The organism is Variovorax sp. FW305-3-2-15-B-LB1 (assembly GCF_058787635.1).
Genome location: NZ_JBYSZY010000022.1, coordinates 73,846 through 92,594, shown reverse-complemented (window position 1 = coordinate 92,594; position 18,749 = coordinate 73,846). Strand labels below are relative to the sequence as shown.

Sequence of the window (18,749 nt, the reverse complement as noted above, 5' to 3'; positions counted from 1 at the left end):
GCGGCGCTGTCAGGGGGCCGTGACGGGCAGCTTCTTCACGAAGGTCGCGGCGGGGTCGAGCGGCTGGCCGTCGCGCGTGCGCAGGTCGATTGGCGCTACCGGCTCACCGTTTTCGCGCTCCAGCAGCACCGAATGCGGCTCGCCGGGCGCGAACAGGTTCGCCTCGCCCCAGTGCCGCAGGCCGACCACCACGGGAAACAGGCCGCGGCCCTTGGCCGTCAGCGCGTACTCCTGGTAGAGCGAGCCGTCCGAGGCCGGCACGAGGTCGAACACGCCTTCCTGCACCAGCCACTTCAGCCGGTCGGCCAGGATGTTCTTGGCCACGCCCAGGCTCTGCTGGAACTCGCCGAAGCGCCGCATGCCGTCGAAGGCGTCGCGCACGATCAGCAGCGACCACTGGTCGCCGACGATCTCGAGCGCGCGCGCCATCGGGCAGGCGTCGAACCTCAGACTTTTTCTCCTGGCCATCGTGTGTTTCCTGTGCGTCCCTGGGATGGCGGGATTAGACCGTAGCGTTGGATTGGTTGCAAATTAAAACCGATGCGACTAGCATCCGAATGGTTTTAATTTGAAACCTGAAATGGCCATGACTGTCCCAGCAAACATTCCCTCCGGCGGCGACGCCGTGCCCGGCTTGCGCGCCAGCCCCGTGCGCGTGGCCGTCGTGCAGTTCGACCCGCAGGTCGGCGTCGAGAACCTCGCGCGCAACGCCGCTGCCGTGCGCCAACAGCTCGAAGCTGCGGTGGCCGGCGGCGCGCAGCTCATCGTGCTGCCCGAGCTGGCGACCACCGGCTACTGCTTCAGCGGCCGCGCCGAGGCCTTCGCCCACGCCGAGCCCGTGCCGCACGGCCCCACCGTGCAGGGCTGGGTCACGTTCGCGGCACAGCACGGCGTGTACCTCGTCGGCTGCCTGGCCGAGCAGGACGGCATGCAGCTGTTCGACACCGCCGTGCTCGTCGGCCCCGAGGGCTACATCGGCCGCTACCGCAAGACGCACCTGTGGAACAACGAGAAGCTGTGGTTCACGCCCGGCAACGAGGGCTACCCGGTGTTCGAGACGAAGATCGGCCGCATCGGCCTGCTCGTGTGCTGGGACATCTGGTTTCCCGAAGCGCCGCGCATCGTGGCGCAGCAGGGCGCCGACATCATCTGCGTGCCCACGGGCTGGGTCTGGACGCCGCCACCGCTGTACGACGCCAGCGGCGTGTGCATGGCGGCCTACCTGACGATGACGGCTGCGCACGCCAACAACGTCTTCATCGCCACCGCCGACCGCGTGGGCCGCGAGCGCGGCACGGGCTTCATGGGCAACTCGCTGATCGCGGGCACCAACGGCTGGCCGATGGGGCGCATCGCCGGGCCCGAGGAAGAGACCATCCTCTATGCCGACGTCGACCTGGGCGCCGCGCGTTCGGCGCCGATCTGGACGCCGCTCAACGACCTGCACCGCGACCGGCGAACCGATCTGTACGACGCGATGCTGGGCTATCGCGGGGCGCAGGCACTGCCGCGCTAAGGCGGGCAAAACGGACGATCATCCACGGCCCGAGCAGCGCCCCGAGCCCGACCGAGCTCCACGCCGCGACCCACGCGTACGTGCTGCCGAAGCCGAACCGCGCCTGCCCCCAGTCGAGCGCCAGCCCGAACACCCACGGGCTGAGCGCGCCCGCGCCGAAGCCCATCACCGAGCGCACCGAGAACGCCACGCCGAGCCGGCGCGGCGCCACCACGTCGGCCAGCGCGGTCGAGTAGACCGACGAATCGGCGATGGCCAGCAGGTTGTACAGCGCCGCCATCGCGGCCAGCGCCCACAGCGGGCAGGTCCACATCCAGCCGAAGGCGAACGACAGGCTCAGGCTCGCGAGGGTGGCGACCATCATCACGCGCGCGCGGCCCAGCCGGTCGGAGGCCGCGCCGCCCACCACGCTGCCGAACACGCTCACGAGGTGCGCGAACGCCGCCAGCGCGATGCCCGCGGCCGGCCACGCGGTCGCGCCGCCGCGGGACGAGGCCATGAGGTAGGCGGGCAGCCAGGCCCACAGCGCCATGAGTTCCCAGCAGTGGAAGGCGTAGGCCCAGTTGCCGGCCATCGCGGGCCGGTCGCGCACGGTCGCGTTCAGCGCCTGCAGCACGCCTTCGCGCGGCGCGCCGGCGACCCGTGGCGCAGGCGGTGCCATGCGTCGCAGTGCGAGCTGGGCCAGCAGCACGCCCATCACCGTGCAGCCCGCCGCCACCAGCAGCCCGGTGCGCCAGTGCGCCACCACGCTGAACCCCGCCACGACGGCGAGCGACAGCGCATAGCCCATCGACGCCGCGCCGAGGAAGAGGCCCATCGCGCGCCCGCGCACCGCCGGCCCGGCGTTGAGCGACAGCAGCTGCAGCCCCGGCGTGTACGAGGCGCCCGCACACAGGCCTGCCAGGCCGTACAGCAGCAGGGCCGAACGGTGGTCGTGTGCGAAGAGGGCGAAGGCCAGCGAGGCGGCCGCGCCGATCGCGCCGCCGACCGCGAAGATGCGGTGCGGGCCGAAGCGGTCGGCCAGCAGGCCCACGGCGAACAGCGAGCTCATGTAGCCCACGTGCCAGGCGCTCTGGATCGAGCCAGCCTGCGCGGCCGTCATCTGCCAGTCGTCGCGCATGAACGGCAGCACGCCCGAGTAGGCGGTGACGATCATTCCCTGCAGCAGCCGGCTCGCGCACAGCAGCGCGAGCCATCCGCGCTGCGGCACCGCCGGGGTGAGGTCAGCGCAGTGCACGCTGCATCAGCACGGTGTCGACCCACTGGCCGAACTTGAAGCCGACGTGGCGCAGCACGCCGACCGTCTCGAAGCCCAGGCGCGCGTGCAGCCGCTGCGAGCCCGCGTTGCCGCTGTGGCCGATGCACGCGACCATCTGCGTGAAGCCGGCCTCGGTGCAGCGGTGGATCACCGCCTGCAGCAGCGCCGTGCCGATGCCGTGGCCGTGCATGTCGGGCGCGACGTAGATCGAGTCTTCCACCGTGTGCCGGTAGGCCGAGCGCGCGCGGTAGGGGGCGGCGTAGGCGTAGCCGGCGACCTCGCCATTCTTCAGCGCCACGAGGTAGGGCAGGCCGCGTTCCTGCACGTCGATGCGGCGCGCCTGCATCTGCGCGACGCCGGGCACTTCTTCTTCGAACGAGCACAGGTCGTGCTGCACGTAGTGGCTGTAGATGGCCTGCACGCGGGTCATGTGGTGGGGCTCGGCATCGGCGATGTCGAGCGTGGCGAGAGCGAGGGTGGGAGAGGACATGGGTCGATCTTGACGAGCCAGGATCGATAAGTGAAGCTTGGTCAACCTATGCAGCGCATAAGGAATACTTTGGAAAAGAACCTCAACCTCGACCAGCTCGCCACCTTCGCCCTGGTGATCGACACCGGCAGCTTCTCCGCCGCGGCCGACCGGCTCGGCCTGTCGCAGCCGGCCGTGAGCCTGCAGGTACGCCAGCTCGAACGACGGCTGGCCGTGCGGCTCATCGAGCGCGTCGGCAAGCGCGCGCGGGCCACGCCGGCTGGTGCGGAACTGCTGCGCCATGTGCCGCAGATCGAGGCCGCGGTCGAGAACGCCGTCGACGCGGTGGCCGACCACGCGCGCGGCGTCACGGGCCGCGTGCGGCTGGGCACGGGCGCCACGGCCTGCCTGTATTTCTTGCCGGCAGTGCTGCGCCAGTTGCGCGAGGAATTCCCCGCGCTCAGCGTGGTGGTGAGCACCGGCAACACCGACGAGCACGTGCGCAAGGTGGAAGACAACAGCATCGACCTCGCACTGGTCACGCTGCCCGCGGCCGGGCGTTCGCTGAGCGTGATCCCCGTGTGCGACGACGAGTTCGTCGCCATCGGCCGCGCCGACCTCGCGCCGCTCAAGGCCCGCGTCACGCCGGCCGACCTCGCGACGCTGCCGCTGGTGCTGTTCGAGCCCGCGGCCAACACGCGCAAGCTGGTCGATCGCTGGTTCGCGGCCGAGGGCCTGCAGCCGCAGCCCGTGATGGAGCTGGGCAGCGTCGAGGCGATGAAGGAGATGGTGGCCGCGGGGCTGGGCTACGGCCTGGTGCCCGGCATGTCGATGGCGGGGCGCGGCGCCCACCCGGCGCTGAAGGCCAGCCGCCTGGCCCCGCGCATGCACCGCACGCTGGCGGTGGTGATCCGTCGCGACAAGCCGCTCAACAAGGCGCTGCGCACGGTGCTCGAGGCGATCGTGGGGGCCGGGAAAAACCCCGGCCCGCCGCTAGGAGTCCTTACTCTGGAATGGCCGCCAGCGGCGCCGCGCCGCCGCGTGCGCGGCCCAGCGTGCCGACGATGAGCGCGGCGATCAGCACCAGCACGCCGCTGAGCACCATCGTGGGCGAGATGCCGCGGCTGTCGACCATCAGGCCGCCGATCAGCGCGCCCGAGGCGATCGCCACCTGGAAGCCCGTCACCAGCAGGGCCTGGCCGGCTTCCTGCGCGTCGGGCACGGCTTCCATCATCCAGCCGGTGAGCGCCACCGGGATCAGGCCGAAGGCCACGCCCCAGATCACCACCACCACCGCGCCGGCCACCATGCCGGTGCCGATCAGCGTCGACAGCAGCAGCGCCGTGGCGAGCATCAGCGCCGCGAGCAGGGTGGTGCCGCGCACGCTGCGCGCCACCAGGCTGCCGCCGAGGAAGGTGCCGATGAAGCCCACTGCGCCGTAGACCAGCAGCAGCGTCGAGACCGCGTTGGCCTGCAGGCCGAACACCTGCTGCAGCAGCGGCTTCAGGTAGGTGTAGGCCGCGAAGTGACCGGCGATGAAGAACAGCACCGCGAGCAGGCCGACCTGCGCCATGCGGCGCGTGAGCGGCGTGAGCAGGTCGCGCGCACCGATGGCGCGTTGCGGCGGAATCGCGGGAAGCAGCCACAGCTGCACCAGCAGCACGGCCGCGGCCAGCGCGCCGGTCACGGCGAACGAGGCGCGCCAGCCGAACATCGTGCCCAGCCACGAGCCCGCGGGCACGCCGAGCACCGTGGCGGCCGACACGCCGGCCAGCACCAGCGACATGGCGCGTGCCTTCGAGGCGTCGGGCACCAACTGCGTGGCGGCGGCGGGCGCGAAGGTCCAGAAGCCGCCCACGGCCAGGCCGAGCATCAGGCGCGCGACCAGCATGGTCGTGAAGTTGGGCGCGAACGCGGCCAGCAGGTTCGAGGCGATCAAGAGCAGCGTGAGCGCGATCAGCACCGTGCGCCGGTCGAGCCGGCCCGAGGCGACGATCAGCGCCGGCCCGGCGAAGGCGGCGAGCACGCCGGGCATGGTGATCATCAGGCCGGCCGTGCCGTCCGACACGTTCAGGCCGCGCGCGATGTCGGTGAGCAGGCCGATGGGCATGAACTCGGTCGACACCATCGCGAAGGTGCCGACGGCGATGGAGCCGACCGCGAGCCACGCGGAGCGGGTGGGGGCGGCCACGGCGTCGCGCGCGGGCGCCGCCAGGTCGTCGATGCAGGGGGTGCTGCCGGAAGAATTCATCATGGAGATGCAGTCCTTGAACGCATCGGCGATGAAGGCGCCAATGCCGGTGAGGGGGCATTGGAGTGTGCGAGCCGGCCGCCTTGCGACCAAGGGGCGGTGGAGCAGTAGACAGTTTCCCTGCGGCGAACAATCGACCCCCTTGGTGACTGAAGCCATCCGGGGCGGCGGCGATGGCGCCTTTCGCCATCACCGTTTCTTGGAGTTGCCGAGACTAAGTGTGGGCAGGGCGCAACTGCAGCGCCTGTCCGTCGGCCACGAACGATTCGTCGACCAGCACGCGAAAGGCCGTGCCCTGCACGAACTTCGGCTGCGCGACGGCCGGCGAGAGAAATTCGATGTCGAGCGAGACCGGCGTGCCGCGCGCGAGCGATGTGCCCTGCGGCACGCGCCAGCGCGCCGAGAAGCCTTCGGTATCGAGCACCAGCGCGCCGCGGTACTCGCCGGGGCCCAGCGGCACGTCCTGCGCCGGCACGGAGGGGCGGCGGAAGGTGAGTTCCACGGCCAGGTGCGGCGTGAACTCGGGCAGCGCGTCGAAGCCTGCGGGCGGCGCCTGCTTCGGCGTGCGGCGCGGCAGCTTGCCGATGAGCCACCCGATCACGTTGCCGATGATCGGCACCCACAGCACCATCAGCAGCGTGGCGATGTCGCGCGTGGTGGTGCCGGGCGCCGCGTAGTGCCGCACGACGCCGCCGCCCACGGCCACGCACAGGAGGATCAGGACGATGACGCGTCGGCGGAACTGGATTTTGGTCATGAATGCGCGGGGTGAAAGCGGGTCCGGACCATAACCTACGCCGTCATCTGCCCCTTGCCTGCCGCTTGAGCGACCCGCAGCACCGCATCCGCCGGCAGCGCCTGCCAGTCGATCCATTCGCCCACCGCCACATGGTGCGTGGGCGCGGCGGCGCCTTCGACGGTGCCCCATTGCAGCGTCAGCCGGTGCGTGCCGAGCCGCAGCGCGAGCTCGAAGCCCGGCCAGTGCGCAGGCACATGCGGCGTCATCGACAACTGCCTGCCCTTCACGTTCAGGCCCAGCAAGGTCTCGACGGCCGCGCGGTGCAGCCATGCGGCCGAGCCGGTGTACCAGCTCCAGCCGCCCCGGCCCACATACGGCGCGGCGCCATAGACGTCGCCCGCCATCACATAGGGCTCCAGCTCGTAGACCGGACCGCGCGCGGGGTGCTGCGAACGGTGGGCCGGACTCAGGCCTTCGAAGCTTTGCCACGCCGCTTCATGGTCGCCCTGCAGCGCCTGCGCCATCAGCGCCCACACGGCGCCGTGCGAGTACTGGCCGCCGTTCTCGCGCACGCCCGGCGGGTAGGCCTGGATGTAGCCTGGGTTGTGGGTCGACTGGGCAAAAGGCGGCGCCAGCAGCCGCAGCAGGCCGGCTGGCTCGTCGTGCAGGTGCTTGCCGATGGCGGCCATGGCCGGGCCGGTGTGGGCCGCGTCCGAGGCGCCCGAGAGCACCGACCAGGCCTGCGCGATCAGGTCGATGCGGCACTCGCTGTTGATGGAGGAGCCCAGCGGCGCGCCGTTGTCGAAGAAGGCGCGGCGGAACCAGGCGCCGTCCCAGCCGGCGTCGTGCAGCGCGGCGATCCAGCCCGTGCGTGCTTCGGTCCAGCGCGCGGCGCGTTCGTGTTCGCCGCGCGCTTGCGCGAGGGGCGCGAAGCGCTCGACCACGCTGCACAGGAACCACGCGAGCCACACCGATTCGCCGCGGCCCTCGTGGCCGACGCGGTTCATGCCGTCGTTCCAGTCGCCGGTGCCCATCAGCGGCAGGCCGTGCACGCCGGTCTTCAGGCTGCGGTCGATGGCGCGCGCGCCATGGTCGAACACGGTGGCCATGCGGCCGCTGTTCTGCGGTGCGTAGTAGGCGTCTTCGGCGCCCTCGGGAATGCCGGGGCCTTCGATGAAGCCGACCATCTCGTCGAGCAGCGAGGCGTCGCCCGTCACCTCGACGTAGTGCGCCGACGCGTAGGGCAGCCACAGCAGGTCGTCCGAGAAATGCGTGCGCACGCCGGCGCCGCCGGGCATGTGCCACCAGTGCTGCACGTCGCCTTCGGGGAACTGGCGCGCCGCGTTCACGAGGATCTGCGCGCGCAGGCGCGGCGGGTCGGTGAGCGCGAAAGCCATCGCGTCCTGCAGCTGGTCGCGAAAGCCGAAGGCGCCGCCGGCCTGGTAGAAGCCGGCCTTCGACCAGAGCCGGCACGCCAGCGTCTGGTACACGAGCCAGCGGTTGACCAGCGCATCGAACAGCGGGTCGGGCGTGCGCACCTGCAGGCGGCCCAGCAGCTCGTCCCAGAAGCCGCGCACCTGCGCCAGCGCCTCCGGCACGTCGCGCTGCCGCCAGCGGCGCGCAAGCTCGAGCGCCGCGTCGGCATTGCCCGCGTGGCCCAGCACGAAGCTGAAGCGCGCGGTTTCGCCCGCCGCCACGACGAACTCGCCGCCAATCGCCGCACAGGCATCGAGCCCGCTGCCGGCGCGCCGTGCCAGCGTGTTGGGCACCTCGACGATGCCGCGGCCGGCGAAGAACTCGCTGCGGTCGCAGGTCCATTGCGTGGCCCCGGTCGTCGCGCCCTGCAGGCCTGCGAGCAGCAGGAAAGCCGCGCTGCCGCCGAAGCCCGCGCTCGATTCGCGCTGCTGGCCGAACACGGCCGGCTGGTCTTCGGGCTTCCAGCAATGCACGGTGCGCCGTTCGCCGCGCGCAGCGCCCAGTTGCCACTCGACCATCGCGAGCGCGCGCAGGCGGCGCTGGCCGGCGCCTTCGTTGCGCACGCGCACATGCACCAGCTTGACGGCCTCGTCGCGGTCCGCGAAGAAGGTGGTTTCGAGTGCGAGGCCGCCGTGGCGGCACTCGAAGACGGTGTAGCCCTGGCCGTGCCGCACGCGGTGGTGGGTGGCGCCATCGCTGCCACCGGCGGGCGTGAGCGGCAGCATCTCGCGCGTCGCGACGTCCTGCAGCAGGTAGTGCTCGAAGGCCGGGTCCTGCACGGGGTCGTTCGACCACGGCGTGACCTGGTGCATGCGGCTGTTGCCGGCCCAGGTGTAGCCGGTGCCCCACTCGGACACCTGGAAGCCGAAGGTGGCGTTGGCGATCACGTTGATCCACGGGCGCGGCGTGCGGCGGTCGGGGCTGACCTCGAAGCGGAACTCGCCGCTCTCGGCGTCGAAGTCGCCGGTGGGGGCTGTGTGGGTCGACGAGGTTGCCTGCCGGTTCAACAGCGGCGTGCGGTGCTGAACCGGTGCGCTGCTGTCGTCGGCGATCGTCGGGCTGCGTGCCTCATGCAGCGCCGCCACCTGCACTTCGAGCGCGCGGCCGTCGGCCGTGAACACCACGCGCGCCAGGCTGGAGAGCGCGGCCTTTTCCGACGGCACCACGTCCTGGTCGCGCAAGAGGTAGAAGCCGGCGGTGTCGTTGCGCGGAAAGCTGTTCTGCGTCTGCTGTGCGACGCGCGTGCGCAGCATCTCGATCTCGCGCTGCAGCGGCATGAGGTACGAGTTGGGTTCGCTGTTGAGCACCACCAGGTCGCAGGCCACGCCGCCGAAGCCCCACCACGGCTGCGCGCGCAGCAGCGTGTTGATCAGGCCCATGCCGTTCATCGAGTGGATGTAGACCAGCACGATGGGCTTGTCGCCCGAGATGCCGAAGCGCCAGATCTGGCGCAGGTCGATCAGCCCGCGGTCGCGCATCACGCGCGGCGTGGTGTAGGTGAGGATGGTCGTCAGGTCCTGCAGCGCCAGGTTCTGCGCGGGCGCGATGCTCAGGTCGCGCAGCCGCACCTGCGCCAGCGTGGCCGCCATGCGGGTGGCGCGCTCCACGTGCATGGGCTGCAGATAGCGGTCGATGCAGGGCATCAGCGCCTCGATGCTTTCGTCGGCGGCGGTGGCGAAGCTCAGGCGCGCGGTGGTGCCCGGCGCGATCGACAGGCGCACGCGCAAGCAGGCGATGGGGTCCAGGCCGTTCACCGGCTTGCCTTGGGCCGTGAGCGGTTGCCTGTCGAGCGCAGGGTCGGCCAGCGTGCGGTTGCGGCCGATGAAGGCGCGCCGGTCGGTCATGCAGTCGATCGACAGCACGTTGGCATCGACCGAGGCCACGAAGTGCACCGCGGCCACCACGGCATCGCCATGCAGGCGCGGCTTGCGCGACAGCAGCAGCGCGCGCCACGTGGGCTCCCAGCGCGACTCGACGAACAGGTTGGCAAAGGCCGGATGTGCCTCGTCGGCCTTGGGGTTCGACAGCACCGGCTCGAAGTACGAGACGAGTTCGAGCGTGCGCGTTTCGTCGCCCGAGTTGTGCAGCGTGATGTGGCGCAGCTCGGTGTCGTCCTCGGGGCTGATGAGCACCGTGGTGCGCACCTGCAGGCCGGGGCCGGTCGCATCGAACTGCACCTGGTCGGCCAGGAAGCGGGTGCGGTAGTGCCAGTCGACACCGGGCGCGGGCAGGGCGGTGAGCGAGGTGAGCTCGGCTTTCCCTTCGTCGCGTACATAGAAGAAAGTGCCGTAGCTGTCGCGCAGCGGATCGTCGCGCCAGCGCGTCACGTTGAACGAACGCCAGCGGCTCACGCCCGCGCCGTTGGCCCGCAGCGCCACCGTGTAGCGGCCGTTCGACAGCAGGTGCGTGGGCTGGAAGCCCGGCCCCGTCGGATCGACCACGCGCGGCTGGAACAGCGGCGCCAGCTCGGCCTGGCTGGGCTCGGGCGGCGTGCGCGGGTCGGCGCTGCCGATGATCTGGCGTGGCGTGCGCTCGTGCAGCAGCGACTCGTGCGCCTGCACCAGCGCGGCGCTGCCGAACCAGCGGCGCGGCGCGTCGCCGCGCAGCACGTTGCACAGCGCCACCAGCGACATGCCCTGGTGGTGCGCCATGAAGTTGCGCACCACGGTGAAGTCCTGGCCCTCGGCCTGGCGCGAGGTGGTGAAGTCGATCGCGTCGTGAAAACCGAACTCGCCGCGCGCGCCGAGCGATTCGAGCAACTCGAGGTTGCGCACCGCCGCTTCGGGCGCGAACGGCGCGGCCATGAGGCTGGCGTAGGGCGCCACCACGCGGTCGGTCGGCGGCGTGCGCCGCAGCGCCAGGCGCGGCACGCCGAAGGGCGAGTACTGGTACGCCAGCGAATGGTCTTGCGCGAAGTAGGCCGACTCGGACACGCCCCACGGCATGTTCTGCGCGCGGCCGAAGGCCTGCTGCTCGGCGATGGCCGCGGCGTTGGCCACCTGCAGCAGGCCATCGGTGGGCTCGGTCATCACGAGCGCGGGCATGAGGTACTCGAACATCGAGCCCGACCACGACTTCAGGCTGGGCTGGAAGCCCACCAGAAGGAACGGCCGGCCCAGCGCCATCCAGTGGCGGCGCGGCACGTCGCCCTTGGCAATCGCCAGGAAGCTCAACAGGCGCGACTCGGAAGCCAGCAGGTCGTAGTAGCTCGCGTCGAGCACGTTCTCCTCGACGCGCAGGCCGATGTGGAACAGGTGGCGCTTGGCGTCGTAGAGGCCGCTGAAATCCATGCCGTCGTGCAGCGCGCCGCAGCGTCGGGCCAGTGCTTCCAGTGCGGGGGCTTCGTGGGGCTGGCAGCTTGCTTCCGATGCGAAGGCGCGGCAAGCCTGCGCCACGGCCACGAGGTGGCCCGCGAAGTTGCCGCTGTCCACGCTGGACACATAGTCGGGCGGCAGCGGCTTGAGCGTCTGCGTGTCGTACCAGTTGAACAGGTGGCCGTTGTGCTTGTGCATGCGGTCGACGGTGTCGAGCGTGGCCGTGAGGCGCGCCAGCAGGGCTTGTGTGTCGATCCAGCCGAACTCGCGCGCGCAACAGGTGGCCAGCAGGTACATGCCGATGTTGGTCGGCGAGGTGCGGTGCGCGAGGGTCGGCTGCGGTTCGAGCTGCAGGTTGTCGGGCGGCAGGTGGTGGTCGTCCGGGCCGACCACGTGCTCGAAGAAGCGCCAGGTGTCGTGCGCCAGCGTCTCGAGGTAGCTGCGTTGCGCGGGCGCGAGCGGGTCTTCGGCCTGCGCGTCGACACGGCTGCCCCACCAGGCCGCGATGGGCGCCAGCGACCAGAGCACGAAGAGCAGGGGGCCGAGCACCGGCCAGGCGCTCCAGTTGGCGAGCACGGCCAGCACCAGGCACACCGCGCTGCTGAGGGCCGCGCTGCGCACGAAGGGCTTCAGGCGCTGGCTCGATTGCGCCTGCGCCTGGTCGGCCGTCGTCCACTGCAGCAGGTGCCTGCGGCTCACGACCAGCCTCCAGGTGGCGAGGAAGGCCGCGTCGAGCAGCAGGCGCGTCTGCGCCGCCAGCTGCACGAACTGCCAGGCCGCGCCGGCCAGGGCGCGCAGCAGCTCGACCGCGCCCGCGTCGAAGAAGTGGCGCAGCTCGATGGCGCGCCGTGTCGGCACCAGGCCGGCCAGCGCGCCCAGCAAGGGGCCCAGCGTGAGCGCCGCACCGACGGCGGCCAGCGCCCAGCCCAGCGGCATGGCCTGCGTGAAGATCACCAGCACCAGCAGCGCGAAAGACGCCGGCACCACCAGCGACCGGCGCAGGTTGTCGCTCATCTTCCAAAGGCCCAGCGCGTCGATGCCGAAACGGCGCGCGCGCCACATCAGCGGCAGCAGCTGCCAGTCGCCGCGCACCCAGCGGTGCACGCGCGAGGCGGCCACGCCGGCATGGTGCGGATGGTCTTCGACCAGCACCACGTCGCTGACCATCGCGCAGCGCGCGACGCTGCCTTCGAGCAGGTCGTGGCTCAGCACGGCGCTGTCGGGCAGGCGGTCGTTCAGCGTGGCGTGCACGGCGCGCACGTTGAGCAAGCCCTTGCCGGTGAAGGAGCCGCTGCCGAACACGTCCTGGTAGATGTCGGAGGCGCCGCTGCCGTAGGGGTCGAGCCCGCACTGCCCGGCGAACACCCAGTGGAAGAAGGAGCGCTCGCTGCGCATCGGGAACGGCGTGACGATGCGCGGCTGAAGAATGCCGAAGCCCGCGACCACGCGCCGGCTCGGCATGTCGATCTCGGGCGCGTTCAGCGGATGCGCGGCAATGGACACGAGGTCGCGCAGCGCGCCGGGCGGCAGGCCCGTGTCGCTGTCGAGCGTCAACACATAGGGCGTGCGGCCGGGCGCGAGCTGCTGGCCCGGTGCGAGCGGCAGAAAGCCGCTGGCGTCGCCGCTGGCCAGCAGGCGCATCAGCATTTCGAGCTTGCCGCGCTTGCGCTCCCAGCCCATCCAGCGCTGCTCGGTCTCGCTCCAGCTGCGCGGACGGTGCAGCAGCAGGAAGCGCGGCGCGGTGCCATCTGCTGGCGGGTACTTGGCGTTGAGCGCTGCGATGCGTTGCTGGGCGTCGTCGAGCAAGGGCGCGTCGTCGGGCATCGCCGCTTGCGACGCGTCGGCCCAGTCGGTCAGCAGCGCGAACTGCGCGTGCGTCTCGCGGTTGGCGAGCCAGTGCAGTTCGAGCCGGTGTGCGAGCCTGGCGTTGTTCGCGGTCGAGCCCAGCATCGTGGGCATGACGACGAGCGCGCGGTGCCGTTCGGGAATGCCGTTCGCAAAATCGAGGCGTGGCAGGGCCTGCACACGCACCGACTCCGCCATGATGCGTTGCGCCAGCGCAATCAGCGCTTCGGACAGCGGCCACGCGAGCAGCAGCAACGCCGCGACCGTGGTCCAGTCGCCGCGATGCGGCAGGCTGTGCACCACGGCCGCCAGCAGCAGCGCCGTGCCGAGGGCGACGGACCCCACGTAGACAGGCAGGCGCCAGCCGCGATGGCTGCGCGCGGGCCGCGTGCTTGCGGTGCGTGTGGCTTGGCCCGGCGTTGCGTTCGCCTGCAGCGATGCGATCAGCGCGGGCCGGCCCTGGCCGAAGAGGTAATAGCCCGCAGTGCCGTCGGCGCGGTCGGTCTCGGCACCGGCTTCGTCGGCCGGCGCGCCCCCCGCCAGCGTGACCACGGCCTGCGCCACTTCGCGCTCGGGCCGTTCGGTGCTGCGCGCCACCTGCTCCATCGCATGCGTGATCTGCTGGCGCGTGAGTTCGCTCTCGTTCGCGAAGCTCGGCAGTTCGCGCAGCACGCGCAGCGAGCGGCTCACCGGTTCGATGAGGTCGCTCCATTCGACCTGGCCGATCATGCGCAGGGTCGTGATGATGTTGCCGACCGTGAGGTTGGCCGCGGCCTGCGCGTTCTGCGCGTCGCCGATCAGCGCCGGGCCGTTGGGGCAGTGCTGTTCGGTCCAGCGCACCAGCGCGGGCATGTCGTCGCCGTGCTCGACGGGCAGGCGCTGCCACAGCTGGGTGAGGTAGCTGTCCTGCAGGCCGTGGCTCTGCAGTGCGCGGTAGAGCACGTCGAGGTCTTGCACCGAGAGGTGCGGCGCCGCGTCCCAGGCCGCATGCGCGATCTCGCGCGCGACCTTGTTCTCGGCAATGCGCTCGGCCACGCGGCGCAGGTTTTCGAGCAGCACCACGCGCAGGGTGGTGGGCAGCGCCCACAGCTCGCCGAGCATGAGCTCGTCGATGTCCTGGTAGGCGTTGAGGAAGGCCGTGAACAGCGTCTTGTTGAGCACGCTGTCGGTGTGCGCCACATAGGCCCACGCAATGCCGTACACGCGCGGCAGCCCCGCCAGCGGCGGCGTGACGAGCTTGGGCAGGCGCGCGTAGTAGCTGCGCGGCACGCCGTCATGGATCTGCTGGAGCTGCGCCTCGACGAGGTGGAAGTTGTCGAGCAGCCATTCGGCCGCCGGCGACACATAGCGCCCGCTCAGCGAGATCAGCGCGATGTAGTCGAAGGCGGCGCGCAGCGACTCGAGGTTTTCGTCGACCCGCGGAAAGAAGGGCGCGCCTTCGCGCGCGCGGTGGTGTTCGTCTTCCACCACCTGGGCACGGGCCAGGCTGTGGCCGTGCTGTTCGAAACGTTGGGCGCCGAAGAGTTCGGCGCGAATCGGGAGGGCTACCGGGTCGTGCGGACCGAGCAGAAGGGTCCGGGCGTAGTGACTGAGCCCTTGGAGGCGGTCGACGACGGCAGCGGCGCTCAAGTGACCGCGAACAGGCCGATGCCCAACACCACGGCCACGCAGGCCATCGTGACAATGCGGCCCGCAGCGAGCGCGCGCACACGTTGCATGTGGCTTCGCAGCGAGAACCATCGCCCGTGGGCACGTGCACAGTGGTGCATGTGGGAAGCCAGGGCTTCGAAATCGCTGCCGACGAAATCGATCTGAGAATGGGAAAGGGACTGCGGGACGGACATTGCAACGGGCTCCTGTGAAACGACTTCGAGCTGCCGCGCGATTGCGAGAACTGTGAACGTGTCCCGACCGTACCCTTTTAAATGACCTTACAGGTACCTCATTGCCGACAGCGCACGTAGGAAAGGGCGCACAAGGCGCCCTTTGTCCATGGAGGCTGTGTGCAGGTCAGCCCGTGTTGCGCAGCCCCGCCGCCACCCCGTTGATCGAGATGTGGATGCCGCGCTGCAGCCGCTCGCCGCCGTCGCCCGCGCGGTAGCGCCGCATCAGCTCGACCTGCAGGTGGTGCAGCGGGTCGATGTAGGGGAAGCGGTGGCGCACCGAGCGCTGCATCTCGGCATTGCCCTCGAGCCGCTGCTTGGCGCCCGTGATGAGCGTGAGCGCGTCCGAGGTGCGTTGCCATTCGGCCTCGATCATCGAGAACACCTTCTGGCGCAGCTTGCGATCGGTGACCAGCTCGGCATAGCGCGAGGCCAGCGCGAGGTCGCTCTTGGCCAGCACCATGTCCATGTTCGACAGCAGCGTGCGAAAGAACGGCCACTGCACGTACATGCGCTGCAGCAGCGCCTGGCGTTCCTTCTTGCCCGCGGCGGTGCCGGCGGCGGCCAGGAACTGCTCCACGCCCGAACCGAAGCCGAACCAGCCCGGCAGCGTGAGGCGGCACTGGCCCCAGCTGAAGCTCCACGGCACGGCGCGCAGGTCGTCGATCTTGTGGCTCGGGTTGCGCGAGGCGGGGCGAGAGCCGATGTTGAGTTCGGCGATCTCGCGGATCGGCGTGGAGCCGAAGAAGTAGTCGCCGAAGCCCGGGGTCTCGTACACCAGCTTGCGGTACGCGGCCATGCTCGCGGTCGAGAGTTCGCCCGCGGCCGACAGGAAGTTCGCCGGTGCCGACTTGCCCTGCGGCAGCAGCGTGGCCTCGAGCGTGGCGGCCACCAGCGTCTCCAGGTTGCGCCGGCCGATCTCGCGGTTGGCGTACTTCGAACCGATCACTTCGCCCTGCTCGGTGAGGCGGATCTGGCCGCGCACCGTGCCCGGCGGCTGCGCCAGGATGGCCTGGTAGCTCGGGCCGCCGCCGCGTCCCACCGTGCCGCCGCGGCCATGGAACATGCGCAGGCGGATCGGGTTCTTTTTCTTCTTGTTCAGCTCGTCGAACAGCGACACCAGCGCGATGCCCGCGCGGTACAGCTCCCAGTTGCTGGTGAAGATGCCGCCGTCCTTGTTGCTGTCGGAGTAGCCGAGCATGACGTCCTGCTCGGCGCCCGAGCGTTCGATGAGCGCCTGGATGTTCGGCAGCGCGTAGAAGGCGCGCACGATGGGCGCGGCGTTGCGCAGGTCTTCGATGGTCTCGAACAGCGGCACCACGATGAGGTCGCAGGTCGCGTTGCTGTCCATCGCACCGCGCAGCAGGCCCACTTCCTTTTGCAGCAGCAGCGCTTCGAGCAGGTCGCTCACCGTTTCGGTGTGGCTGATGATGTAGTGGCGGATGGCCGCCGCGCCGTAGCGCGCACGCGCGGTGCGTGCGGCCGCGAAGATGGCCAGCTCGCTTCGGGCGAGCGGCGAGTAGTCGGCATCGGGCACGCGCAGCGGACGCGCGTCGTCGAGCAGCTTGAGCAGCAGCGTCTGCTTGGCCTCTTCGGCCAGCGACGCATACGAGGGCTCGATGCGCGCGGTGGCCAGCAGCTCGGCGATCACGGCCTCGTGCTTGTCGGAGCTCTGGCGCAGGTCGACCGTGGCCAGGTGGAAGCCGAACACTTCCACCGCGCGGATCAGCGGGCGCAGGCGCGGCGCAGCGAGCACGGTGCCGTGCTTCTCGACCAGCGATTCCTCGATGGTGCGCAGCTCGGCCAGGAATTCCTCGGCGTTCGCATACGGGTTCTGCGGCGCGACCGCATGGCGCGCGGCCTCGCCGCCGCTGAGCTCGCGCAGCGTGGCCGCCAGGCGCGCGTACACGCCGGTGAGGGCGCGGCGGTAGGGCTCGTCCTTGCGGTGCTCATTGGTGTCGGGCGAACGCTCGGCCAGTGCCTGCATCTCGACCGACACATCGACCAGCGTGGCCGACAGCGACAGCTCGCCGCCCAGGTAGTGCACCTCGGTGAGGTAGTGGCGCAGCGCGAGTTCCGACTGGCGGCTCAGCGCGTACTCGAGCGTTTCGGCCGTGACGTTGGGGTTGCCGTCGCGGTCGCCGCCGATCCACTGGCCCATGCGCAGGAAGGGCGCGACCGAGGGCGTCTGCCCGCCTTGCACCAGCGCCTTCTCGAGGTCGGCGTACACGCGCGGGATCTCGCGCAGGAAGGTGGCTTCGTAGTAGCTCAGCGCGTTCTCGATCTCGTCGGCCACCGTGAGCTTGGAGAAGCGCAGGATGCGCGTCTGCCAGATCTGCGTGACGCGGATGCGCACCTGGGTTTCGTTGTCGGCCAGCTCGATGGGCGAGAGCGCGTCTTTTCCGCCCGCGTAGGCGTTCTGGCGCAGCTTGATCTCGTCGCGCGTGGTCAGCAGCAGGGCGATGGCGCGCTCGGCGTCGAGGATGCTCTTGCGCTGCACTTCGGTCGGGTGCGCCGTGAGCACGGGCGACACGTAGCTGTGGGCCAGCGAGGCGACGATCTCGTCGGGCTTGATGCCGGCCTTGCGGATGCGGGCCAGGGCGGTCTGCAGGTCGCCGTCGGCCTGCACGCCTTCGCGCTCGGCCTCGGTGCGGCGGCGGATCTGGTGGCGGTCTTCGGCCAGGTTGGCCAGGTGGCTGAAGTAGGTGAAGGCGCGGATCACGCGCACCGTTTCGGCGGCGCTCAGGCCCTTGAGCAGGTTCTTCAGCGCGCGGTCGGCGGCATGGTCGGCGTCGCGTCGGAACGACACCGACAGGGTGCGGATCTTCTCGACCAGCGCGTAGGTTTCGTCGCCCTCCTGCTCCCGGATCACGTCGCCGAGGATTCGGCCCAACAGCCGGATGTCGTCGATCAATGGCTGGTCTTCGGTCTGGCGGCGCTTGGCGGGAGATGCAGGAGTCTTGCTGGCTTTCATTCGATGTTGTTCCTGGGGACTTGAATGGACGCGCCGCCTCCGTTGCTGCGGCGCAACATGCTAGCATTCCAGAGGTCAGAAACCATGTACTTTTTTGGGAGCGATCTTGAGCAACATCGTGATCGCCACGCGCGAAAGCCGGCTGGCCCTGTGGCAGGCCGAACACGTGCAAACGCTTTTGCAAGAACGAGGCCACAGCGTCAGCCTGCTGGGCATGACGACCCGCGGTGACCAGATCCTGGACCGCACGCTGAGCAAGGTCGGCGGCAAGGGCCTCTTCGTCAAGGAACTCGAAGCCGCGCTCGAAGACGGGCGCGCCGACATCGCCGTGCATTCGCTCAAGGATGTGCCGATGGAGCTGCCCGAGGGCTTCACGCTGGCCTGCGTGCTGGAGCGCGAAGACCCGCGCGACGCGCTGGTGTCGCCGCGCTACGCCTCGCTCGACGCACTGCCGCAGGGCGCGGTGGTCGGCACCTCGAGCCTGCGCCGCGTGGTGCTGCTGCGCGCGCAGCGGCCCGACCTGCGCATCGAACCGCTGCGCGGCAACCTCGACACCCGCCTGCGCAAGCTCGACGAAGGCCACTACGACGCCATCGTGCTGGCGGCGGCCGGGCTCAAGCGGCTGGGTCTCGAAGACCGCATCCGCGTCGCCTTCGACCCCGACACCATGCTGCCCGCCGCAGGGCAGGGCGCCCTCGGCATCGAGGTGCGTGCCGACCGCCAGGATCTCATCGACCTGCTGGCGCCGCTGGCCCACAAGGGCGACTGGCTCAGCACCACCGCCGAGCGCGCCGTGAGCCGCGCGATGGGCGGCAGCTGTTCCATGCCGCTCGCGGCCCATGCGCGCCGCCAGCCCGACGGCACGCTGCGCATCGATGCCGCCTGGGGCGACCCGGAAGGCGATGCGCCGCTGGTGCGCGTGCACGCGCAGGCCGAGGCCGGCGACTTCGCGGGGGCCGATGCCCTCGGCCAGCACGCCGCCTGGTTGCTGCGCGACGCCGGTGCCCACTGATCACGGTGGGCG

The 18,749-nt window shown here is 70.5% G+C and carries 11 protein-coding genes; 3 read left to right on the top strand and 8 right to left on the bottom strand.

The genetic code is table 11. The features are described from left to right. Positions 1–9: 9 nt before the first annotated feature. Positions 10–468, bottom strand: coding sequence for a winged helix-turn-helix transcriptional regulator (locus AC3WQR_RS15975; protein WP_095746483.1), 459 nt, complete (start codon positions 466–468; stop codon positions 10–12). A 118-nt stretch (positions 469–586) separates the two neighbouring features. Between AC3WQR_RS15975 and AC3WQR_RS15970 the strand changes: the two genes are divergently transcribed. After that, positions 587–1,516 carry a nitrilase family protein gene (locus tag AC3WQR_RS15970; RefSeq protein WP_492742722.1) on the top strand — a complete coding sequence of 310 codons (930 nt, stop codon included), beginning with the start codon at positions 587–589 and terminating at the stop codon, positions 1,514–1,516. Here AC3WQR_RS15970 and AC3WQR_RS15965 read toward each other — a convergent pair. Together AC3WQR_RS15965 and AC3WQR_RS15960 are read right to left on the bottom strand one after the other, a co-directional pair. Continuing rightward, entirely contained in the window at positions 1,434–2,753 is a 1,320-nt protein-coding gene (locus AC3WQR_RS15965; RefSeq protein ID WP_492742720.1) for an MFS transporter, read from the bottom strand. The genes AC3WQR_RS15970 and AC3WQR_RS15965 overlap by 83 nt on opposite strands. After that, positions 2,740–3,264: a GNAT family N-acetyltransferase gene (locus AC3WQR_RS15960; protein ID WP_492742718.1), complete on the bottom strand. Its 525-nt coding sequence runs from the start codon at positions 3,262–3,264 to the stop codon at positions 2,740–2,742. Before AC3WQR_RS15960 ends, AC3WQR_RS15965 begins: the two co-directional genes overlap by 14 nt. Before the next feature lie 48 nt (positions 3,265–3,312). On the opposite strand from AC3WQR_RS15960, the gene AC3WQR_RS15955 reads away from it, so the two are divergent. After that, entirely contained in the window at positions 3,313–4,311 is a 999-nt protein-coding gene (locus tag AC3WQR_RS15955; RefSeq protein WP_492742717.1) for a LysR family transcriptional regulator, read from the top strand. Here AC3WQR_RS15955 and AC3WQR_RS15950 read toward each other — a convergent pair. The 5 genes from AC3WQR_RS15950 to ppc all read right to left on the bottom strand — a co-directional run bounded on the left by AC3WQR_RS15950 (position 4,247) and on the right by ppc (position 17,725). Then, positions 4,247–5,497 carry an MFS transporter gene (locus AC3WQR_RS15950; protein ID WP_095949588.1) on the bottom strand — a complete coding sequence of 417 codons (1,251 nt, stop codon included), beginning with the start codon at positions 5,495–5,497 and terminating at the stop codon, positions 4,247–4,249. The two genes, AC3WQR_RS15955 and AC3WQR_RS15950, sit on opposite strands and share 65 nt — an antisense overlap. A 211-nt stretch (positions 5,498–5,708) precedes the next feature. After that, positions 5,709–6,251: a hypothetical protein gene (locus AC3WQR_RS15945; RefSeq protein WP_492742715.1), complete on the bottom strand. Its 543-nt coding sequence runs from the start codon at positions 6,249–6,251 to the stop codon at positions 5,709–5,711. A gap of 35 nt (positions 6,252–6,286) precedes the next feature. Next, positions 6,287–14,497: a glycoside hydrolase family 94 protein gene (locus AC3WQR_RS15940; protein WP_492742713.1), complete on the bottom strand. Its 8,211-nt coding sequence runs from the start codon at positions 14,495–14,497 to the stop codon at positions 6,287–6,289. Continuing rightward, positions 14,494–14,712 (bottom strand): hypothetical protein, encoded by a 219-nt coding sequence (locus AC3WQR_RS15935; RefSeq protein ID WP_062474298.1) that lies wholly within the window; start codon positions 14,710–14,712, stop codon positions 14,494–14,496. The genes AC3WQR_RS15940 and AC3WQR_RS15935 overlap by 4 nt, the downstream gene beginning before the upstream one ends. A gap of 166 nt (positions 14,713–14,878) precedes the next feature. Further along, positions 14,879–17,725 carry a phosphoenolpyruvate carboxylase gene (gene ppc / locus AC3WQR_RS15930; protein ID WP_307586635.1) on the bottom strand — a complete coding sequence of 949 codons (2,847 nt, stop codon included), beginning with the start codon at positions 17,723–17,725 and terminating at the stop codon, positions 14,879–14,881. Positions 17,726–17,831: 106 nt separating this feature from the next. Here ppc and hemC point away from each other — a divergent pair, with 106 nt between their 5' ends. Beyond that, a complete protein-coding gene (hemC, locus tag AC3WQR_RS15925; protein ID WP_369629824.1) occupies positions 17,832–18,737 on the top strand; it encodes a hydroxymethylbilane synthase in 906 nt (301 codons plus the stop codon). Positions 18,738–18,749 lie beyond the last annotated feature (12 nt).

Coding starts and splice junctions, on each gene's coding strand:
- AC3WQR_RS15975 (WP_095746483.1), bottom strand. CDS start 468: ATGGCCAGGAGAAAAAGTCTGAGGTTCGACGCCTGCCCGATGGCGCGC.
- AC3WQR_RS15970 (WP_492742722.1), top strand. CDS start 587: ATGACTGTCCCAGCAAACATTCCCTCCGGCGGCGACGCCGTGCCCGGC.
- AC3WQR_RS15960 (WP_492742718.1), bottom strand. CDS start 3,264: ATGTCCTCTCCCACCCTCGCTCTCGCCACGCTCGACATCGCCGATGCC.
- AC3WQR_RS15955 (WP_492742717.1), top strand. CDS start 3,313: ATGCAGCGCATAAGGAATACTTTGGAAAAGAACCTCAACCTCGACCAG.
- AC3WQR_RS15950 (WP_095949588.1), bottom strand. CDS start 5,497: ATGATGAATTCTTCCGGCAGCACCCCCTGCATCGACGACCTGGCGGCG.
- AC3WQR_RS15945 (WP_492742715.1), bottom strand. CDS start 6,251: ATGACCAAAATCCAGTTCCGCCGACGCGTCATCGTCCTGATCCTCCTG.
- AC3WQR_RS15935 (WP_062474298.1), bottom strand. CDS start 14,712: ATGTCCGTCCCGCAGTCCCTTTCCCATTCTCAGATCGATTTCGTCGGC.
- ppc (WP_307586635.1), bottom strand. CDS start 17,725: ATGAAAGCCAGCAAGACTCCTGCATCTCCCGCCAAGCGCCGCCAGACC.